Annotated in this window: 15 protein-coding genes and 1 pseudogene; 9 read left to right on the top strand and 7 right to left on the bottom strand. The window is 68.5% G+C overall.

Annotated features, from left to right (window positions below; all coding sequences use genetic code 11):
- The first annotated feature begins 294 nt into the window (after positions 1 to 294).
- Entirely contained in the window at positions 295 to 843 is a 549-nt protein-coding gene (locus DKM19_RS50295) for a hypothetical protein (protein WP_162642215.1), read from the top strand.
- A 312-nt stretch (positions 844 to 1,155) separates the two neighbouring features.
- On the opposite strand, the gene DKM19_RS43940 is transcribed toward DKM19_RS50295, so the two are convergent.
- On the bottom strand, positions 1,156 to 1,779 hold the full coding sequence (locus tag DKM19_RS43940; protein WP_110704526.1) for a TetR/AcrR family transcriptional regulator: 624 nt from the start codon (positions 1,777 to 1,779) through the stop codon (positions 1,156 to 1,158).
- Positions 1,780 to 2,217: 438 nt separating this feature from the next.
- Between DKM19_RS43940 and DKM19_RS43935 the strand changes: the two genes are divergently transcribed.
- The gene (locus DKM19_RS43935; RefSeq protein WP_239513919.1) at positions 2,218 to 2,847 is read left to right on the top strand and encodes an HAD family hydrolase; all 630 of its coding nucleotides are present in this window, start codon (positions 2,218 to 2,220) and stop codon (positions 2,845 to 2,847) included.
- A gap of 90 nt (positions 2,848 to 2,937) precedes the next feature.
- The gene (locus DKM19_RS43930; protein WP_110704524.1) at positions 2,938 to 3,336 is read left to right on the top strand and encodes a cold-shock protein; all 399 of its coding nucleotides are present in this window, start codon (positions 2,938 to 2,940) and stop codon (positions 3,334 to 3,336) included.
- Between the two features lie 232 nt (positions 3,337 to 3,568).
- Here DKM19_RS43930 and DKM19_RS43925 read toward each other — a convergent pair whose 3' ends face one another.
- Positions 3,569 to 5,086: an MFS transporter gene (locus DKM19_RS43925; RefSeq protein WP_110704522.1), complete on the bottom strand. Its 1,518-nt coding sequence runs from the start codon at positions 5,084 to 5,086 to the stop codon at positions 3,569 to 3,571.
- A 271-nt stretch (positions 5,087 to 5,357) separates the two neighbouring features.
- Here DKM19_RS43925 and DKM19_RS43920 point away from each other — a divergent pair, with 271 nt between their 5' ends.
- Both DKM19_RS43920 and DKM19_RS43915 read left to right on the top strand, forming a co-directional pair.
- On the top strand, positions 5,358 to 6,173 hold the full coding sequence (locus DKM19_RS43920) for a DUF3027 domain-containing protein (RefSeq protein WP_110704520.1): 816 nt from the start codon (positions 5,358 to 5,360) through the stop codon (positions 6,171 to 6,173).
- 135 nt (positions 6,174 to 6,308) lie between these two features.
- Positions 6,309 to 9,407 (top strand): sacsin N-terminal ATP-binding-like domain-containing protein, encoded by a 3,099-nt coding sequence (locus tag DKM19_RS43915; protein ID WP_110706411.1) that lies wholly within the window; start codon positions 6,309 to 6,311, stop codon positions 9,405 to 9,407.
- A gap of 229 nt (positions 9,408 to 9,636) precedes the next feature.
- Here DKM19_RS43915 and DKM19_RS43910 read toward each other — a convergent pair whose 3' ends face one another.
- Entirely contained in the window at positions 9,637 to 9,897 is a 261-nt protein-coding gene (locus DKM19_RS43910; RefSeq protein WP_110704518.1) for a DUF2530 domain-containing protein, read from the bottom strand.
- A 131-nt stretch (positions 9,898 to 10,028) separates the two neighbouring features.
- On the opposite strand from DKM19_RS43910, the gene DKM19_RS43905 reads away from it, so the two are divergent.
- Complete coding sequence (locus DKM19_RS43905) at positions 10,029 to 11,501, top strand: NCS2 family permease (protein WP_110706410.1); 1,473 nt, start codon at positions 10,029 to 10,031, stop codon at positions 11,499 to 11,501.
- A 443-nt stretch (positions 11,502 to 11,944) separates the two neighbouring features.
- Here the strand turns inward: DKM19_RS43905 and DKM19_RS43895 are convergent, their stop codons facing one another.
- Positions 11,945 to 12,559, bottom strand: coding sequence for a hypothetical protein (locus tag DKM19_RS43895; RefSeq protein ID WP_162642213.1), 615 nt, complete (start codon positions 12,557 to 12,559; stop codon positions 11,945 to 11,947).
- A gap of 354 nt (positions 12,560 to 12,913) precedes the next feature.
- On the opposite strand from DKM19_RS43895, the gene DKM19_RS43890 reads away from it, so the two are divergent.
- Complete coding sequence (locus DKM19_RS43890) at positions 12,914 to 13,486, top strand: hypothetical protein (protein WP_162642212.1); 573 nt, start codon at positions 12,914 to 12,916, stop codon at positions 13,484 to 13,486.
- A gap of 337 nt (positions 13,487 to 13,823) precedes the next feature.
- A complete protein-coding gene (locus DKM19_RS51355) occupies positions 13,824 to 14,627 on the top strand; it encodes a helix-turn-helix transcriptional regulator (protein ID WP_204358498.1) in 804 nt (267 codons plus the stop codon).
- A 107-nt stretch (positions 14,628 to 14,734) separates the two neighbouring features.
- Here the strand turns inward: DKM19_RS51355 and DKM19_RS43880 are convergent, their stop codons facing one another.
- Both DKM19_RS43880 and DKM19_RS43870 read right to left on the bottom strand, forming a co-directional pair.
- The gene (locus tag DKM19_RS43880) at positions 14,735 to 15,508 is read right to left on the bottom strand and encodes an SDR family oxidoreductase (RefSeq protein WP_110704510.1); all 774 of its coding nucleotides are present in this window, start codon (positions 15,506 to 15,508) and stop codon (positions 14,735 to 14,737) included.
- 724 nt (positions 15,509 to 16,232) lie between these two features.
- Positions 16,233 to 16,826 (bottom strand): TetR/AcrR family transcriptional regulator, encoded by a 594-nt coding sequence (locus DKM19_RS43870; RefSeq protein ID WP_239513918.1) that lies wholly within the window; start codon positions 16,824 to 16,826, stop codon positions 16,233 to 16,235.
- Here DKM19_RS43870 and DKM19_RS53175 point away from each other — a divergent pair.
- Positions 16,719 to 17,192, top strand: a pseudogene (locus DKM19_RS53175) (TauD/TfdA dioxygenase family protein); the annotation flags it as partial. The gene DKM19_RS43870 and the pseudogene DKM19_RS53175 overlap by 108 nt on opposite strands.
- A gap of 14 nt (positions 17,193 to 17,206) precedes the next feature.
- On the opposite strand, the gene DKM19_RS52320 reads toward DKM19_RS53175, so the two are convergent.
- Positions 17,207 to 17,797 (bottom strand): hypothetical protein, encoded by a 591-nt coding sequence (locus DKM19_RS52320; protein ID WP_162641155.1) that lies wholly within the window; start codon positions 17,795 to 17,797, stop codon positions 17,207 to 17,209.
- Positions 17,798 to 17,802: the final 5 nt, after the last annotated feature.

Raw genomic sequence — 17,802 nt, 5'->3', positions numbered from 1 at the left:
GGCGAACCGGACGACCCCGCTGCCGAGCGTGTCGAGGCGGATGACCCGCCGACCGAGGAGATCCCGCCCGCGCGAGGCACCGGGGCACAGCCGGAGGCCGCACCGGTGCCGGCACCGGAATCGGAGCGGGAATCGCCGTCGAGAGCGGAAACGGGGTCGGGATCAGGCCCGGGACCAGAGCCGGGACCAGCCTCGGGATCAGAGCCGACACCGGGGCGGGGAGCGAAACCGGGGCCGGGATCAGGCCCGGGACCTGGAGAGGGAGGTGCGGCGGGGGACGAGAGGCCCCGGGCCGTGATACCGCCCGGAGTGGCCAAGGCCAGACGGGAGGCCGAAGAACTTCTGGCCAGGAGACAGGCCAGAAAACGGCCCGGCCTGCTCCGTCGTCCGAGCCGTGCACCCCGGTCGCGAGAGGACGTCGTCGCCGGGGAGAGCGACGTCAGGTCGGTCCTGCTCGGCCACCGGCGCGAGGTGATCGGGATGGCCCTTCTCGGCCTGGCCGGGCTGCTCGTCCCCTTCCCCTTCGCCCCAATTGCGATCTTCCGGATTCCCGTGCTGGTCTGGGCGGTCGCCGTGCTGGTCGTGACGGTCTGCGAGGCCTGGGAGGGCGCCGACAAGGTGCGCGGGGCCGCAGCACCGATCCTGAGCTACACCATCGGCGGCTGCCTGGTCGCGCTCATCCGATCCAGGAACGACCTCAGCCTGGTGGTGGACCAGTTCTTCGAGATCAGCGGGCTCATGTTCATGCTGGGAAGCGCGGCGGGTGTCTTCTGGCTGGCCTACCGCCTGTTCAACCCGGTCCCCCCGGTCGGCAGGCGCAACAGGTCGACGACCCCTTCCTGAGGGAGGGGGCTTGAGGTGCGGAGATGCGCTTCGAAGTCCCGCGTCGACCAGGCTTGGGCATCACATTTTGCAGGCGTCATCAGATGCCTGCGTCGCGTATGAGACAGCGGACCCACCCCGCCGTGCCTCCTCGGTGGGCTCGGGAATCCACGCCGGCGGACAACCCCGAAGGCGGGGACGGAAGCGGGGTGTGGAGGCCCGCGAGGGACCTGGCGCGCGACATCGCCGAGGGGGGATCGGCCGCTGCGGCCGGCGTCACTCCAAGGGCCTTCGGGCCCGCGGAAGCAGAGGGGCGACCCCGCGGCAGGTGACTCAGCCGATCGCCTGGACGGCGGGCCGGGGCAGCAGGCCGAGCGCGAGGCGCACCCAGGAGGCGACAAAACGGTCGCGCTCCGCGCGCCCGGGGGGCTCGCCCACCGTCTCCTGGAACAGCTGGTAGTGGACCACCGCGCCGCCGAGCACGGCACCGATCGCGGGCCAGTCCACGTCGGCCTCGGCATACTCGGGCTGGGCCAGGAACCACGTGGTGATCGCGTCGAACATGGGCTGCAGCAGTCCCTCGCGCACGATCGCCACCAACTCGGGGAACTGGCTCAGGTCACGGAAGAAGACGCGTGTCAGCTCGCTCTCCTCGCGGGCCTTGGCCAGCCCGGCCTTGCACAGATGGGCCAGGCGCGCTTCGACGTCCATCGACATGTCGACGGTGCTCATCTCGGCCAGGGTCTCGACGATCTGCCTCCGGGTCCGGGCGGCGTGTTCGTTCATCGCCGCCGCCAGCACCTCGTACTTGGACTTGAAGTGCCGGTAGAGCCCGCCCGCGCCCGGCGACAGCCCGGACGCGGCCTCGATCTCGGCCACGGAGGTCGCCGAATAACCCCGTTCGGCGAACAGGCGCAGGGCTTCGTCGATGATCCGCTCGCGCGTCGATCTGGTCATTTCTCTGCCGATACCTCCACCATGACCATATCCAGTGCCGAACTCCCCAGGCCGCAGCACGCCGGGCCTGGCGCGTTCAAGCGTTTTACGAGGCACGATGGGAGCGTCCAGCGCTTCACCGGGCATGCTGGGAACGGCCCTGCAGCCCAGCGGGTCCATGGCACACCATGAACGGTCCAACGGTCCACGGGCACGTTGCGAAGGATTCACCGGCAGGCCTCAGGAGATTCATCGGGCGGCCTTACGAACGCGTCGTGCCGATCATGAGATGGTCCTCTCGCCGCTCGACACGGCATCCCCCCTTCCGGTAAGTGAATCCTTTCTCGAAAGGGTTACGTGGCAGGTGGCGTTACGTGCGGCGAGATCGGCTCCGACCTGGGAGATTTAGCATTCTTTGAGGACTTCTCAGAGAATGTCCTCCGAAGTTGATAAGGAGCGGTGAGTGATCTGATGAACTCGGTGGGGTTCGACCTTGATATGACGCTTGCGGACACGCGTGTCGGCATCGCCGCCGTCTACGACGAGTTGTCGCGGCACATGGGTGTGTTCATCGACAGCGCCGCCGTGGTGGCCAGACTGGGACCGCCGCTGGAGTGGGAGCTGGCCAACTGGCTGCCTCCCGAGGAGATCCCCGGGGCAGCCACCGTCTTCAGATCGCTGTATCCCTCGATCGCCGTCCCGGTCACCAGCCTCATGCCCGGCGCGCGTGAGGCGGTGGAGGCCGTACGGCGCGGTGGCGGCAGGATCGTCGTGGTGACGGGGAAGAACGCCCGTGATGCGGCCAGTACGGTCGAATTCCTCGGCCTGGACGTGGACGAGGTCGCCGGCTCGGTCTTCGGGGCGGCAAAGGGTCCGGCACTCGCGAGTTTCGGCGCCGCGGCCTATGTGGGAGATCACGTCGCCGACATCGAGGCGGCGCGGGCGGGGGGCGTCGTCAGCGTGGCGGTGGCGACGGGTCTCTATCCGGTGGGAGAGCTGCGTGATCACGGAGCGGATGTCGTGCTGGGCGATCTGACCGAGTTCACCGAATGGTTCGATGGTTGGCGAACTCCAGCCTCACTCGTGTAATTAGAGGCTGATTAGACGGTCGCCCTCTGCGTCCGCTGGGCATAACCTACATCCATTCCTTTTCACGACAGTCTGAACGAGGTCACCCCTGTGCCGAGTGGCAAAGTCAAGTGGTACGACGCCGACAAGGGTTTCGGCTTCCTCACCCGCGACGACGGCGGTGAGGTCTTCGTGCATTCTTCCGCGCTGCCCAATGGTGTGGACTCCCTCAAGCCAGGCCAGAAGGTCGAGTTCGGTGTGGCCGAGGGGCGTCGCGGCCAGCAGGCGCTCTCGGTCCGGGTCATCGAGCAGCCCCCCACGCTCGCCAAGGCCGCGAAGCCGAAGGGCAAGCGCAAGAAGCCCGACGAGATGGTCGTCATCGTGGAAGACCTGATCAAGCTCCTGGACGCGGTCTCCACGTCGTATCAGAAGAACAAACACCCCGAACCCGTGCATGCCAAGCAGATCGCGGCCGTGCTCCGGGCCGTGGCCGACGACATGGACGAGTAACCCCTTCCCGGTGGCTCCGCGTAATTTCCTGTAAAACCTTCGGGGTTTTCTGGGGTTTCCCAGGAGGGTTTTCCACGGGCCCGTTTCCGCCTCTTCAGGGAGGTTCACACGGGCCCGTTTCCGCTTTTCGGAGGGGGTCGCCGCGGGCCCGTAGAACTCCCGGGTTCCGGCGGGCACACTTCCGTGCGGCCCTTCTCCAAGGCTCGGCTTCGGGGCGGCCCTTTCCCCGGGCTCAGCCGTGGGGGTTGGTCAGCGGCCTGGTCCGCTTCTCCGCGGGGGGATCGTCCCGCCGCACGATCGCGGTGGTCGTGCCGGCGGGCTCGGGCCTGATCCACTCCTCCGAGTGCCACTCCCCGCCGGCGGAGGACGGGACGTCGGGGGCGTCGGGGGCGTCGGGGGTGCGACCGGCCCTGGCGGCCTTCACCTTGGCGTCCCTCGCGTCGCTCCGCCTGCGCCGCCGGGCCAGCAGCCAGCCGAGTGAGCCCGCCAGCACCGTGGCCATCACCGCGAGCCCGGTCCGCCCGCCGGCGAACAGCGACAGCAACAGCCCGACCAGGCCACCGAGCACCCACGCGATCTGCAGGAACGCCTCCACCACCCCGAACGTGGACGAGCGCACCTCCTCGCCGATCTCGCGCTGCACGATCGCGTCCAGCGCGAGCTTGCCCAGCCCCTGGGCGAACGCGGCCACCAGTGCGACGGCCACCGCGGTCCAGAGGTTGAACATGATCGCCGCCACCACCGTGATCACGGTGGTCAGCGCGAGCGTGGCCAGCACGATGACCTGGGGGGAGTGGTTGCGCACCCAGGAGGCCACGGCCGCTCCGGCCAGACCGCCCGCTCCGGCGGCCACGGCCAGCACGCCGATCGTGACCGGGGGGGCGAGTCCGGGGAGGTTCTTGTCCTGGACGAGGAAGAGCAGGTAGAAGAGCAGGAAACCGGAGTGGAGACGGATGGCCACGTTGGCCCTCATCGCCGCGGCGACCACCGGGCCCACGTTCAGCAGCGTGCGCCAGCGGGGTGGCCGCTTCTCGCCCTCGTCGTCCAGCTCCTCCAGATCGGGGGAGTCGACGTGACGTGGAAGCCGTATGGCCAGCACACCCTGGAGCAGGAAGAGCACCGTCGCCCCGCGCAGCACCCACTCGGCGCCGAGCCAGGTGCTGGCGCCCGCGCCGATCGGGATCGCGACACCGGCCGCGACCAGTGCGAACAGGGCCACCCTCGCGTTGGCGGTGACCAGCGCGATGTCGGCGGGCAGCACGCTCGGCATGATCGCCGCGCGGGAGACGTTGTAGGCCTTGGACAGCACCAGCACGGCCAGCGCCGCGGGGAAGATGGTGAACACGTCGCCGGGGACGATCGCCGCCGCCATGGCGAAGCAGAGCAGTCCTCGGCCGAACAGGGTCCCCGCCATCACGAAGCGCCGGCCGGAGCGGAACCGGTCGAGAACCGGCCCGACGAACGGCGCGACCACCACGAAGGGGATCATCGTGATCAGCAGATAGATCGCGACCTGGCCCCGGGCCTCGTTCACCGGGAGTTTGAACAGCGTCCCGGCCAGGGCCGCGGTGACCAGCGCGTCGCCCGCGCTGTGCGCGGCGGTCAGCTCGATCAGCTGGCCCAGGCCCGTACGGCCCGCGCCCTGGGCGTGGGTCATCCTCCTCGCGGCCTTGCCGACCCGCTGCGTCCCGCTCGCCGCGCCACGCCCCGCGCGCAGGGTGGCCCGGCCCGTGCTCCTGCCCGCGTTCACGGTCGCCCGCCCCGCTCCGGCGGCCGAGCGACCTGCCCGGCGGGAGGCCTCACCTATCGTCTTTCGCGCCCGTTCCCACCCAGCTGCCACGTATCAAGTCATACCCGAATGACGGGTGAGTTGGCGGGTGCGATAGGTAACTACTCGCTTGATCGGCATCCGGCGGTGCCGTTCGCTCCAGGCATAGGTGAGAATGAACTGTGAGTGAGCGCAGCGAGCGAGCCAGTAGGGACAGCAGCCGCCGGGCTGCCAGGCTGACGGGAGACGATTCGTGAACCGCACTCGATCCCGCGCCGTGGTCCCGGACCAGGCATGCGTCGCCGCCGTCGACTTGGCCCGTTTCGCGATTGAAGAGAATGTCAGGCCCGACGAGGTGGGCGAGCATCTCGGCGTCGAGGGCGAGGGTGACCGTATCGTCACCCACTACTTCGCCAGCCTGGACCGCGCCTATCAGGGGTGGCGCTGGGCCGTCACCGTCGCCAGGGCCTCCCGGGCGCGCAATGTGACGGTCAGCGAGGTCGTGCTCCTGCCCGGCTCGGGTGCGCTGCTGCCGCCCCAGTGGGTGCCGTGGAGTGAGCGGCTGCGTCCCGGTGATCTCGGTGTGGGCGATCTGCTGCCCACCTCCGACGACGACGATCGGCTCGCGCCCGGGTTTACCGAGGTCGACGACGACGTCGACCACCAAATGATCTTCGAGTACGGTCTCGGCCGGGCGCGGGTGCTCTCCCCGATCGGACGTGACCGCGCCGTGCGGCGCTGGCACTCCGGTGAGTCCGGCCCGCACACCCCGCTCGCACACGCCGCTCCCGCCCAGTGCTCCACCTGCGGCTTCTACTGGCCGCTGGCCGGTGCGCTGCGCACCGGCTTCGGCGTCTGCGCGAACGAGTACGCGCCCGACGACGGCCGGGTGGTCGCCGCCGACCACGGCTGCGGCGCGCATTCCGAGGCCGCCGTGCTGCCACACCAGGTCGAGCCGACCTCGCCGATCCTCGACGATCTGACCTATGACACCACCGAGGACCCCTCGGAGGCAGGCCTGGCCGGTTCCGTGGACGTCAACGGCTCCGAGCCGCTGGGGCACTCCTGATCCGACCCTGTTTCCGCAGCTCACCGGATAATTTCTGATCCGACGCTGTTTCCGCAGGCCGCCGGGTCGCCTCTGGCCCGGCGGTCTGCCGTGCGAGGTGACCTGCGGGGCCCCCGACCTATGGGACTCATCGCTGTGACTGACATCTTCGACACCGAACGACTGCGCTCCGCCGTACTCGCCGCCTGGACGGCCTCGCCCGCGCGCTTCCGTGAGGACGCCAACGCCGAGGAGGACTTCGCGCTCGGCGGTTACCGCGATCGGCTGATCGTCGAGCTCGCCCAGAACGCCGCCGACGCCGCTCTCCGCGCCGGGGTGCCCGGACGGCTCCGCCTGTCGCTGCGCGAGGGGGTGCTGTCGGCCGCCAACACCGGCGCCCCGCTGGACTCGGCCGGGATCGAGGGCCTGTCCACGCTGCGTGTCTCCGCCAAGCGGGACGATGTCGGCGCGGTCGGCCGGTTCGGCGTCGGTTTCGCGGCCGTGGTGTCGGTCTGCGATGAGCCGGTGATCGGCTCGCTCGGCTCCGGGGTCGTCCGCTGGTCCCGTGACCGGACCGCCGCGCTGGTGGCCGCCGAGCCCGCGCTGGCCAAGGAGCTCGCCGAGCGCGGAGGGCACGTGCCGCTGCTGCGCCTGCCGTTCCCCTCCGGTCCGGTCGAGATCCCCGCGGGGTTCGACACGCTCGTACGGCTGCCGCTGCGTGACGGCGCGGCCGAGGACGCCGTCCGGCGGATGCTGCGGGAGACCAGTCCCGCGCTGCTGCTCGGCCTGCCCGCCCTGGAGTCGATCGAGATCGACGTGGACGGCGAGGTGCGGACCGTCACGCCGGACGGCTGGCAGGTGGTCGCGGCCTCCGGGCAGTTCACCCCGGAGCAGGCGGCCGAGCTGTTCGCCGACCGCCCGACCGAGGAGAGGTCCCGGCCGTACTGGATGGTCCGCTGGGCCGTACCCGTCGCCGGATCCGCGAGCGACGCCTCGGCCGGTTCGCAGGCCGGTCCGCTCGGCGGGGAGCCTCGGCCCCTGCCCGCGCAGGTGCCGCCGGTGGTGCACGCGCCCACGCCGAGCGACGAGCCGCTGGACCTGCCCGCGTTGCTGATCGCCTCGTTCCCGATGGCCACCGACCGCCGGCACGTGGCCAAGGGCCCGCTGACGGACTTCCTGGTCGAGCGCGCCGCCGACACCTATCTCGAACTGCTCGTGGGGCTGCCTCGCACACCCAAGCTGCTCGACCTCGTCCCCGGACTGATGGGCAAGGGCGAGCTCGACGCGCAGATCCGCCGGGCGATCCTGCGCAGGCTCCCCGACGCGCCGCTGCTCCCCGTGCTCTCCCCGCCTGCCGACGTTGAGGGACTGGCCGTGCCCGCCGACGGCGAGGGGCTGGTCGTGCCCGGACGGCGAACCTCCGTGGTCGTGGCCTCGGGTGAGCTGCTGGAGAGGATCGCCCCCATGGTCCCCGGCCTGCTGCCCGCCGGGTGGCCGTCCAGGCACCCCGCGATCAACGCGCTCGGCGTCAAGCGGGTGCAGCTCACCGACGTGGTGGACATGCTCTCCGGCGACGCCGTCTCCGGCAGGGATCCGGCCTGGTGGCGGTCGCTGTACGAGGTGCTGCCCGCCGACGACCCCGAGTCCCTCGGAGCGCTGCCGGTTCCGCTCGCCGACGGCCGCCTGGTCCGGGGGCCGCGTGGCACACTGCTGCTGATCGACGGCTCGGCGCTGGACCCGGCCGTGCTCGCCCCGCTCGGGCTGCGCGTGGTCCACCCGGACGCCGCCCACCCGCTCCTGCTCCGGCTCGGCGCGGGCGAGGCGACTCCCCGGACGGTCCTGGAGGATGCGCTGACCCGCTCCGCCGTCTCGGAGTCCATGAACAGCGACGACCCCGGACCGGTGGCCCAGGCGGTGCTCGCGCTGGTGGACGCCGCGGGACTGACCGCGGGCGAGGAGCCCTGGCTGGCCGACCTGGCGCTGCGCGGCGCGGACGGCGAGCTGTACCCGGCGGGCGAGCTGCTCCTCGCCGAGGGAGCGCTGGCCGGGCTGCTGGACCCGGAGACGCACTTCGGCACGGCGGCGCCCGAGCTGGTGGAACGGTACGGCTCGCGGGTGCTGGCCGCGGCCGGAGTGCTCGACGGCTTCGCCGTGGTGAACGACACCGACGTCATGATCGACCCGGATGACTGCGATCATGACCTGGATCGCGAGGACGAGTGGCTGGAGGCCGTTCTCGACCTGATGCCCGAGATGGACGTCCCGCCGGTCGCCAGGGAGTTCTCCGCGATCCGGGACCTCGAGTACGTCGCGAACTGGCCCGCGGCCCTCGCCCTCCTGTCGCGCCCGCCGCTCCGCTCGGTCCTGCATCCGCTGCGGATCCTCGTGGCGGGTGAGGTCGTGGAGGTGCCCTCCTACACCGCGTGGTGGCTCTCCACCCACCCGGTGCTCGGCGACAGGCGTCCCACCGAGCTGCGGCTCCCGACCGCCGACCCGCTGCTGTTCGGCCTGTACGGCGACGCCCCGGCCGGGATCGACGAGGCCGCGCTGGCGATGATCGGCGTACGGACCACGCTGACCGACCTGCTCGCCTCGCACGGCGGCCCCGACGAGCTGATCGACCTGCTGGGCGACCCCTCCGTGGAGGTGGACAGGGCCCAGCTCCGCGCACTGTGGGTGGCTCTCGCCGCCGTCGACCCCGCCCGGGTCGCGCCCCCGCGCGCGGTCCGCGCCATCCTCGGTGGCGAGATCGTCGTCGCCGACGCGGAGGACGGGCGCTCGCTGTCCGTCGAGGGAGAGGGCAGGGACGAGCCGGGTGAGCCGGTCGTGGTCGAGGCGCCGGACCTGCTCCCGCTGGTCGCGGGCCGGCCGTTGATCCTGGCCCCCTTCGACCTGGCCGAGGCCCTCTCGGAGCTGCTGGACCTGCCCCTGGCAGGTGAGGAGGCGGCCGGTGAGGTGACCTCCTCGGGCGAGGTCCGTGAGGTCCCGCCCGCCGTACGGTCACTGCTGCCGACCGCGCCCGCGACCTACACGGAGCACGAGAGGCTGCTCGTGGACGGCGTCCCCGCCGCCTGGCGGTTCTTCGAGGGCATGGTGCACGCCACGGGGGTGGAGGGTCTGGCCCGCGGGCTCGCCTGGGCGTCGGGCCAGTGGGGAGACCGGCTCGCGGTCGCGGCGCTGCTGCGCGATCCCGAGGCGGTGCCACTGCTGCTCGCCGAGGCGGACCTGGACAGCTGGACCGCGTCGACCAACTAGCCCGGCCGATCCTCGTGCATGCGTCGTGGCCCTGCTCCGGCGCATGCGCCTTTCCGCGTATGCGCCGCACGCGGCCCTGGTTTGGCGCATACGTCTCTCCTCGCATGCACCGCAGCCCTGCTCCCGCGTATGTGCCGCGGTCAGCGCATGCGCTGGAGCGGCGTGATCGTCTGAGGGGGAGTACAAGCCTCGAACGCGGTCCGAGGGAACCGGTCGCGGGAAGAGACGATCATAAGATCGCCGTCGTGGGTTCGATCGGCTCGTCCGTGGAGGGCGGGCCCCGGCGGTCGCGGCGCCGTACGAACCAGAGGCCGAACAGCCCGCCGCATATGCCCGCCACGCAGGTCCAGATCCACCAGCGGTGCTCGGCGTCCGGCTGCATGATCAGAAGCACGATCAGGGCGATCGCCCACAGGACGGTGCCCGAGAGGATCGCGATCGTGTCGTTGGTCTTCAACGGCTGCAGATCCGGACGGCGAGGCTGGTTCACAGATTCAGCCTAGGCGACGCCGTCTCACTACCCGCAAAGCGGAGTCTGTGAAGGCGCGAATCGATCTCGAAAGCATCACCATCGTGACCCGGGCCTTCCTGGCAGGGGGTGCTCGCTGTCACTCTGCGTGCGTGAGTGACGCTAAAACCCCCTCAATAAGCGGACTTGACCGTTTTTTTCACATCTCTGATCGTGGCTCGTCGGTAGGCCGGGAGGTCCGCGGCGGGCTCGTCACGTTCTTCACGATGGCCTACATCGTCGTGCTCAACCCCTTGATCATCGCCACCGCCAAGGACGTGGACGGCCAGTTCATCGGTGACAGCCTTGTCCAGGGCAACGTGCCGCTGGTCGCCGCCGGTACGGCCTTCGTGGCGGGCGTGCTGAGCATCCTGATGGGGGTCATCGGCAGGGTCCCGTTCGCGATGGCCGCGGGTCTCGGCCTGAACGCCTTCGTCACCTACGGCATCGCCTCGCAGATGTCGTGGGAGTCGGCCATGGGACTGGTGTTCCTGGAAGGCGTGATCATCGCCCTTCTGGTGCTGACCGGGTTCCGCACGGCGGTGTTCAACGCCATCCCGCCCCAGCTCAAGACCGCGATCAGCGTCGGCATCGGCCTGTTCATCGCCCTGATCGGCTTCGTGGACGCCGGTTTCGTCCGCCGCGTGGCGGCCGGTCCGCCGCTGGAACTCGGAATCCGCGGAAACCTGACCAGCTGGCCGATCTTCGTGTTCGTGGTCGGTCTGCTGCTGATGGTCCTACTGGTGGCGCGGCAGGTGAAGGGCGCCATCCTGATCGGCATCGTCACCACCACCGTTCTCGCGATCGTCGTGGAGGCCATTGCCAAGGTCGGTCCCGCGACGGTGCCCGGCAAGGAGCCGAACCCGGCGGGCTGGCAACTCGTCGATCCCAAGGCGCCCGCGAATATTTTCGGGTTCGAGAACCCCCTGGTCCTGTTCAGGGAGTTCGACCCGTTCGGCGCCTTCAGCTCCATCTCGGTCATCCTGGTCGTGCTGCTCGTTTTCACCCTCCTGCTCACCGACTTCTTCGACACGATGGGCACGATCGTGGGCGTCGGACGTCAGGCCGAGCTGATCAAGGAGGACGGCACCCTGCCCAGGGCCCGTGAGATCCTCCTGGTCGACTCCATCGGCGCGGCGGTCGGCGGGGCCGGCTCGGTCTCCTCCAACACGACCTACATCGAGTCGGCGGCGGGCGTCGGCGAGGGCGCGCGCACCGGTCTGGCCAGCGTCGTCACCGGCGTGCTGTTCCTGCTGGCCATCTTCGTCTCGCCGCTGGTCGCCGTCGTCCCCTACGAGGCCGCCGCCCCCGCGCTCGTCGTCGTCGGCTTCCTGATGATGACCGCGATCCGCGACATCGACTTCACCGACTACGAGATCGCGATCCCGGCCTTCCTCACGATCGTGCTCATGCCGTTCAGCTACTCGATCGCCACCGGCATCGGCGCGGGCTTCATCACCTTCGTGCTGATCAAGCTCGTCAAGGGCAAGGCCCGCGAGGTCCACACGCTCATGTGGGTGGTCGCCGCCCTGTTCGTCGTCTACTTCGCCCTGGGCCCGATCAAGGCCCTGCTCAACCTCGGCTGAGCAGGGAGCCGAGGACCGTCATGGTGGTCCATGGACGTGTGGTCACCATGACGGTCCTCGGCACGGCTACCCGGTTCGCTCCCGAACCCATGAGGCTGTAACCCTGTCGCTGGGTATCTCAGGTGGCGCAGGGGATCGGTGACGCGGGAGAGATCCAGGACCGTGTAGCGTCCGCCGCTGGTCGCCCAGTACAGGATCGGCCCCCCCGATGCCTCCGCGCCGAACCGGATCTTGTTCTGATCCTCCATCTCGTTCCGGTCTTCCGGAGTTTTGTCCCGGTCGGAGAATCCGAGCAGCGCGGTCCGCCGGGTGCACCGGTCGTACAGTTGGGCCGGGGATTCGACCGTCACAGTGGACACGGCGATGGCATGTACGGTCACCCCGGCCGCACCGGCCCCGGCATGGCCGGGGTGACCGATTATGCTCGGCGGACGAGTCCGCCGTTATTTGCAGCGGGCGGGCTTGGTCGCGTTGAGATAGACCTCGTACACAGTACGGTCGCGGATGTTGAAAGAGGCTCCGTCGCAGAAGAAGTAGGGATCGTCTTCGATGGTGTAAACGGCGCCGGACCAGGGGCCCGCTGAGAACGCGTAGGCAATGGCGCTGGTCTTGTTCGCTCCGGAACACTTGAAGTTCAAGGGGCCTCCGTAGCCCCAAAGGGTCGCGGCCCTGGTCTGGCAGCCCGCGGCGGCAGCGGCCGACGCGGGACTCGCCACAGGGCCGACGGTCGCGGTCGCGAGGACGGCGGCCATCGCGAAGCCTTTCAGCGCCGTCCGCAGCTTTCGGGAGGATTTCGCGTCCGAGGGAATGACGGGCATCGGTGCCGAGAAACGCGCGATGCCCTTGGCCGGATGCGAGTGGTCCGCCGATCCTCTGGCCGAGGTGGGCCGATCGACCGCCCTTTGAGCGATACGCGGAAATCTCATCGGACTCCTTATGAGAAGGAAAGATGTTTCGGCATGCCTTGCCGGCGATTCTTCCGCTGTTTTCCAACATTTCTTTCCGCCGGAATGCCGCTGGACGAGGACAACGTAGATCTTCGCCTCCTTGGCGGCCAAGAGAAAACACGATGGTGGGACGGCGGGATGGCGAAAGGCGGGATGACCTGCTGAGACGGGGGAGCCGTGGGATGCCGCTGGGACGGGGGGCCGTGCCACCCGTCACCTTCCCCATCCTGGCTGCGGCAGGCCGGCGAACGGCCTTGGTCCCGAAGCTATCCCACGGCGCTCCCGTCCCTGCAGGTCAGCGGGCCTCTGTCATCCCGGTGTCCCGACATCGCCATTTCCCTTGGCCGCCGTGGAATCGGGGTTTTACGTTGGCGTCGTCCAACGGCGCCCGGCGGCGACAAATGGGGGAAACAGCGAAAGAATCGCCGCCGCGGCGCGTGAAGTAACGCCTCTCTAAGGAGTCCCATGAGATTTCCGCGAATCGCTCGCAGGACGACTGATCGGCCCGCCCCGGTCAGAACATCGGCGGACCGCTCGGGTCGTGCCAGGAGCATCGCGCGTTTCTCGATCGCGGTGGCGGGGTTCTCGCTTCTCGCCGCCACTTTCTCTCCCGCCGCCTCCGCCACCGCCTCCGGGGCCCTGGCCTGCACGTCCCCGACCTTCTCCGTCTATCCCGGTTCGAGCATCAGCAACCTTCGCTACGGCCAGGTGGACTTCAACTTCTACGCGTGCAGCGACCAGGCGCCTTCGTCATGGTCGGCCTCGGTGACCAAGGCTCAGGTGAACAGCACCGGAAAGAACCTCGGGTTCTACATCGACGGCACGAGCATTCCCACCGACTCGACCGGGAGCTACTACCGGTATTTCCGGGGGAACATCTTCGCGAGCACCTGCACGCCGAGAGTCCACTTCCCGTGCGCCCGCTCATACAGCTTCTCCGTCCAGTTCCAGGTCACCAAGGACAGGTTCGGCAATCCTCAGGTGTACATGGGATCCAAGACTGCGCCGGCAGGAATGGCGCTTTTCACCACTCCCTGACACACCGCAGGTTCCTCTGATCGCAGGGCCAGGCGCCGTAACCGCGGTGTCCTGGCCCTGCTTATGTGTGCTTACGCTTCAGGTTGAAGTGCGCTGAAGGCCGTCCTCAAGGGGTCCACGAACGGATTGCGCCTTCGCCGCACCCGTCACGCCGATGGCAGAACGACGCTTGCTCCAGGCAATGACGCATGGCAAGGAAAGTAGTCGAAGTAGGATACTGAGATGTCCTGATCGATCATGATGTGCACGCCCCCGCGCACCTGCTGAGACAGCGGTGGGACGACGCTCTCGGCGGTCGCGGACCGGTAGCGACTCGTTCTTGCTGTGGGAGGGTGCAATGACACATGAGGAGGAAATCGAGCGGTTCGCGGCCCGCCTTCGTGTGCTCAAGGAGCGTGCCGGAACCAGCTTCGAGGCGCTGGCCAAACAGAGCGGGATCAGCCGATCGAGCCTCCATCGCTACTGTTCGGGCACCAAACTGCCGGTCGGCTATGGCGCCGTTCACGCGTTCGCCAGGGCATGCGGGGCCACCGGCGAGGAACTCCGGGAGTTGCACAGGTTATGGGCGCTCGCCAGTGCCACGCGGTCCTCGCAGGCGTCGCCCGAACGCCCTGCCGAGCTTCAGGACGCGGAACCCGAGGCGATCGCCGAGCCGTCACAGCCGGTTGTGCCCGCATCACCGCCGCGCCTTCGTCTCCGCACGGCGTGGGCCCTTTTGCCGGCGGCGTTCCTCGTGGCGACCGTTGCCATCATCACCGTCATGCTGCGAACAGATCAGAAGTCCGACCTGCCGGTGATCGCGAAGAGCAAGCCAGAGGCCTCCGCAACCGCGGCGATACGGGTTTTCAACATCGAGGGCGACTGCAAGAGCCAGAAGGAACGATTGCCGGCCTGCAGTATGGGCCTGGCCCGCGATCCGAGACTGAAATACGACGCCGACAATGTGGTCAGCCACCGCGTATGGCACAACGACGTCTTGCGTGTCGACTGCGTCCTCTATGACGGCGACCGGGTCGAGGACGAAACGGGCGTCGGCACGACACGCTGGTTCAGGGTTCGGCTCGACCGCGCACCCGGTGGCCACGCCTGGCTCCCCGCAGTGCGCAGCCACGACAATCCGGTAGTGCCGGTCTGCGCCTAAGAGGTTTTGACAGGAAGATCAGCGGACGAGGCGGCGCCCTTCTTCATGGAGAGAAGGGCGATCAAGAGAGGCCGTGGACACGCCCCCAGATCATTTTGTTGGGACCCCTAAGCCCTCGCGGAGAGACCGCCGTCGACGGTGAAGACGGCTCCACTCGTGTAAGCGGAGCGGTCGGAGGCGAGGAAAACAATCAGATCTGCGATCTCACGTGGAGTCGCCGGTCGGCCGAGCGGATAGTGGGAGGTCAGCTCTGCGTATCGGCCTTCATCTCCGAGCTGGCCGTGTGCGCGGCTTTTCAGAAAATCAAGGATTCGATCCGTCGCCACAGGGCCGGGATTGACGCCGACGACGCGGATTCCGTCTGCCAGGCTCCGACCCCCCAGCGCCCTGGTGAAGGCCATCAGGGCGGCGTTTCCGGTGCTGCCGGCGATGTATTGGCCGTCTACTCGCTCACCGGCGTTGCCGATGTTGTTGACGATCACGCCGTGTCGCCGATCCTTCATCCTCGTATAGACCAGCCGGGTGAGGTTGATATAACCGAAGACCTTGAGCTCCCAGGCATGCCGCCAGGTTTCTTCGTCAACCATTTCAATGGTTCCGCCCGGGATGTCACCGGCATTGTTGACCAGGATGTCGATGTCGGAGACCGCGCCGGCGAGGGCGGTCAGGTCCGCCTGCTGCCGTAGGTCCACGGGATGGGTGCGCACGTCGACGCCGTATACGGCGCGGAGACGACTGGCGAGACTTTCCAACGCGGACACGTTGCGGGCGGCCAGGTGAAGGGCGCAACCCTCCTCCGCCAGCACCTCGGCCGTTGCCGCGCCGATGCCCCGCGAAGCGCCGGTGACAAGCGCGCTCCTGCCACGCAGATTCAGATCCATTGCATTCCCCCGAGAAAAATCCCACCGAATATGACGCGCGGCGAAATATGCAAACCTCACGGCGTCGCACGACATGCTCTGTGGAATTCATTGTGAAGACACTTGAATGTTCAGCGACGCGGGGATCGTGTTCCCGGCACCGCACCTGACCCGTTTCGCGGCGCGACGTCATCGGCGCGACTCGTTACGCGGCCTGCGACGGCTGCGTGTGGCGAAGCGCGCTGGATTCCGTCGTTCGGCGAGCAGCGTGCCGAACGCGATGGCGAAAGAAAAGGGGGCGAAGGCGTCCGCGAAGCGGGCTTCGACGAGTGTACCTTCCCAGGTATTGAGGAAGACGAGAGGCCCTCTCCTCGGGGGCGCTCCTTGAAATAAGGGCACAGGATGCGAGAGACGAAAGTGATTGTGCCTGGATGGAGTCGCCCGTCTCGATGAGATCCCGCTTTGGGACGGCGATCAGGTTGCGGAAGCGGACGACGGGACCTGCGACGGTGATCACCGGGCTTCGTTTCCAGAGCGGATCGGTCGAGTAGCCGAGACAGTCCGAACAGGTCACCATCTCAAGCGGGCGACCCAGGGATGATTCGTATGTTTGCCAGCATGCAAATGAGGAGTCTTCAGCGAGCGCAACGTGCCCGTCGGTCTTGCTCCGCGCCCGTCGGTGCCGGGTGGATGGTCGCCGCCTCTGACGGATTCGCCACCATCGTGGTGCCGGCGTGCGGAGGCGTCACCAGGGCAAGGCCTGCGCGGCGAAGGCGGCGGTGCGCCGCAGTTCGGCGTTCGTCGCTCCGCTCGCAGCCCGGACCGCGATCCCGTACATGACGGTCGTGACGTAGGCCGCAAGGTCGGCCGGGTCGACCTGGGGCGGCAGATCGCCCTCCGATCGCGCGCGCTCGAACCGTCCCTGGACGTCGACCTGAGCGGCCGTGCGCCAGTCCGAGAGCAGGTATCGGATCCGGTCGCTCTCCACGCTCGCGGCCAGCGCGCCCTGCACGCCCATGCACCCTTGTGGGCAGCCCTCACGGGTCGTGGCGTCCGCGGCCCCGAGCATCAGGCGCTCGGCCACCCTTCGGGCGGTGGGCTCTTCGAACGCCTCCTGCACGTACGAGGTGACCGTGGCGGTGTAGCGGTCGAGTGCCTTGCGAAACAGCGCTTCCTTGTTGCCGAACGCGGCGTACAGGCTCGGGCGGTTGATGCCCAGGGTCTCGGCCAGATCGGAGATCGCCGTGCCTTCGTAGCCCTGGCGCCAGAAGATCTGGACCGCCTGGTCAAGCGCCGTGTCGATGTCGAACTCGCGTGGCCTGCCGCTCACCGTGGTCACCGCCTTTATATACTCGTCGTTACATTACCCCTTCGACGAGACATCCCGGCAAGTCCCCTCCAAGGGCTCGCGCGGGGCCTGGGCACGCCGTTCCGGTATTCCATGTATTTTCTATTAATTTTATGGGGAATGCGTCGCAGGATCAAAGACGTGAACAGCGGCGAGCTTCTGGTGGCCGTTCACCCGGTTGTCCGCGTCCATCCCGAGACCGGGGAGCGGGCCCTGTTCGTCAACCCCGGCTTCACCGACCGCATCGTCGGCGTCTCCTCCCAGGAGAGCCGTCGCATCCTGGACCTGCTCTACGAGCAGATCACCCGTCCCGAGTACACCGTCCGCTTCCGCTGGGAGCCGGGCAGCGTCGCCTTCTGGGACAACCGGGTTCAGCCGCCGGGACCCACCTCGTTGTTCGGCGCGCCGTCGCCGCTGGTCGGCAGGTCACCACGCTCGATCGGACCGGACGGGCGATTGCCGGGTGAGGAGGTGGCGCTGTCTCCTGTCGCGTGCCGGGCTCCGGCCACGGCCGCCTTCAGCGCGGCCCGATCCACCTCCTCCAGGCGGCCGTTCAGCCGGATGAGGTGGTCGGCCCGGACCGCGGTGTACTCGTGGCGGCCTCCGCCCGAGCAGTACCAGCCCACCTCGTCGCGCTCGCACGTCACCGGCGCCGTAGGCGGCTCGGCCTTGTTGATCGGTGTGTCGGCGCAGAGACCGTCGCTGAACGTGCCACGGTCGACTGTCAATCCCACTTGCCTATCGCCCCGCGCGACGTAGGAGACTCCGAAGCCCTCCTCCCCGATGCCGCCGACCGACTGTTCGACCAGCTCATACCCTTCAAGCTCGACCGCGTAGATCAGATCCGGCGCCACCCCGTAAAGGCGAGCCTGATCCAGCACGGCCTGGCTGAGCGGTGTTTCCGAGCCACGGCCGGACAGGACGAAAAGCCCGAGAATCACGGGTGGAACAAGGCGGCGCATCACAT

Origin of the sequence: Streptosporangium sp. 'caverna', assembly GCF_003203775.1 — a bacterium.
GTDB classification, from domain to species: Bacteria; Actinomycetota; Actinomycetes; order Streptosporangiales; family Streptosporangiaceae; genus Streptosporangium; species Streptosporangium subroseum.
This window is presented reverse-complemented; position numbering and strand designations above follow the sequence as displayed.

Excerpts from the sequence above, each read along its gene's own strand:
- DKM19_RS43940 (WP_110704526.1), bottom strand. The coding sequence starts at position 1,779 with ATGACCAGATCGACGCGCGAGCGGATCATCGACGAAGCCCTGCGCCTG.
- DKM19_RS43890 (WP_162642212.1), top strand. The coding sequence starts at position 12,914 with ATGAGATTTCCGCGAATCGCTCGCAGGACGACTGATCGGCCCGCCCCG.
- DKM19_RS51355 (WP_204358498.1), top strand. The coding sequence starts at position 13,824 with ATGACACATGAGGAGGAAATCGAGCGGTTCGCGGCCCGCCTTCGTGTG.
- DKM19_RS43880 (WP_110704510.1), bottom strand. The coding sequence starts at position 15,508 with ATGGATCTGAATCTGCGTGGCAGGAGCGCGCTTGTCACCGGCGCTTCG.
- DKM19_RS52320 (WP_162641155.1), bottom strand. The coding sequence starts at position 17,797 with ATGCGCCGCCTTGTTCCACCCGTGATTCTCGGGCTTTTCGTCCTGTCC.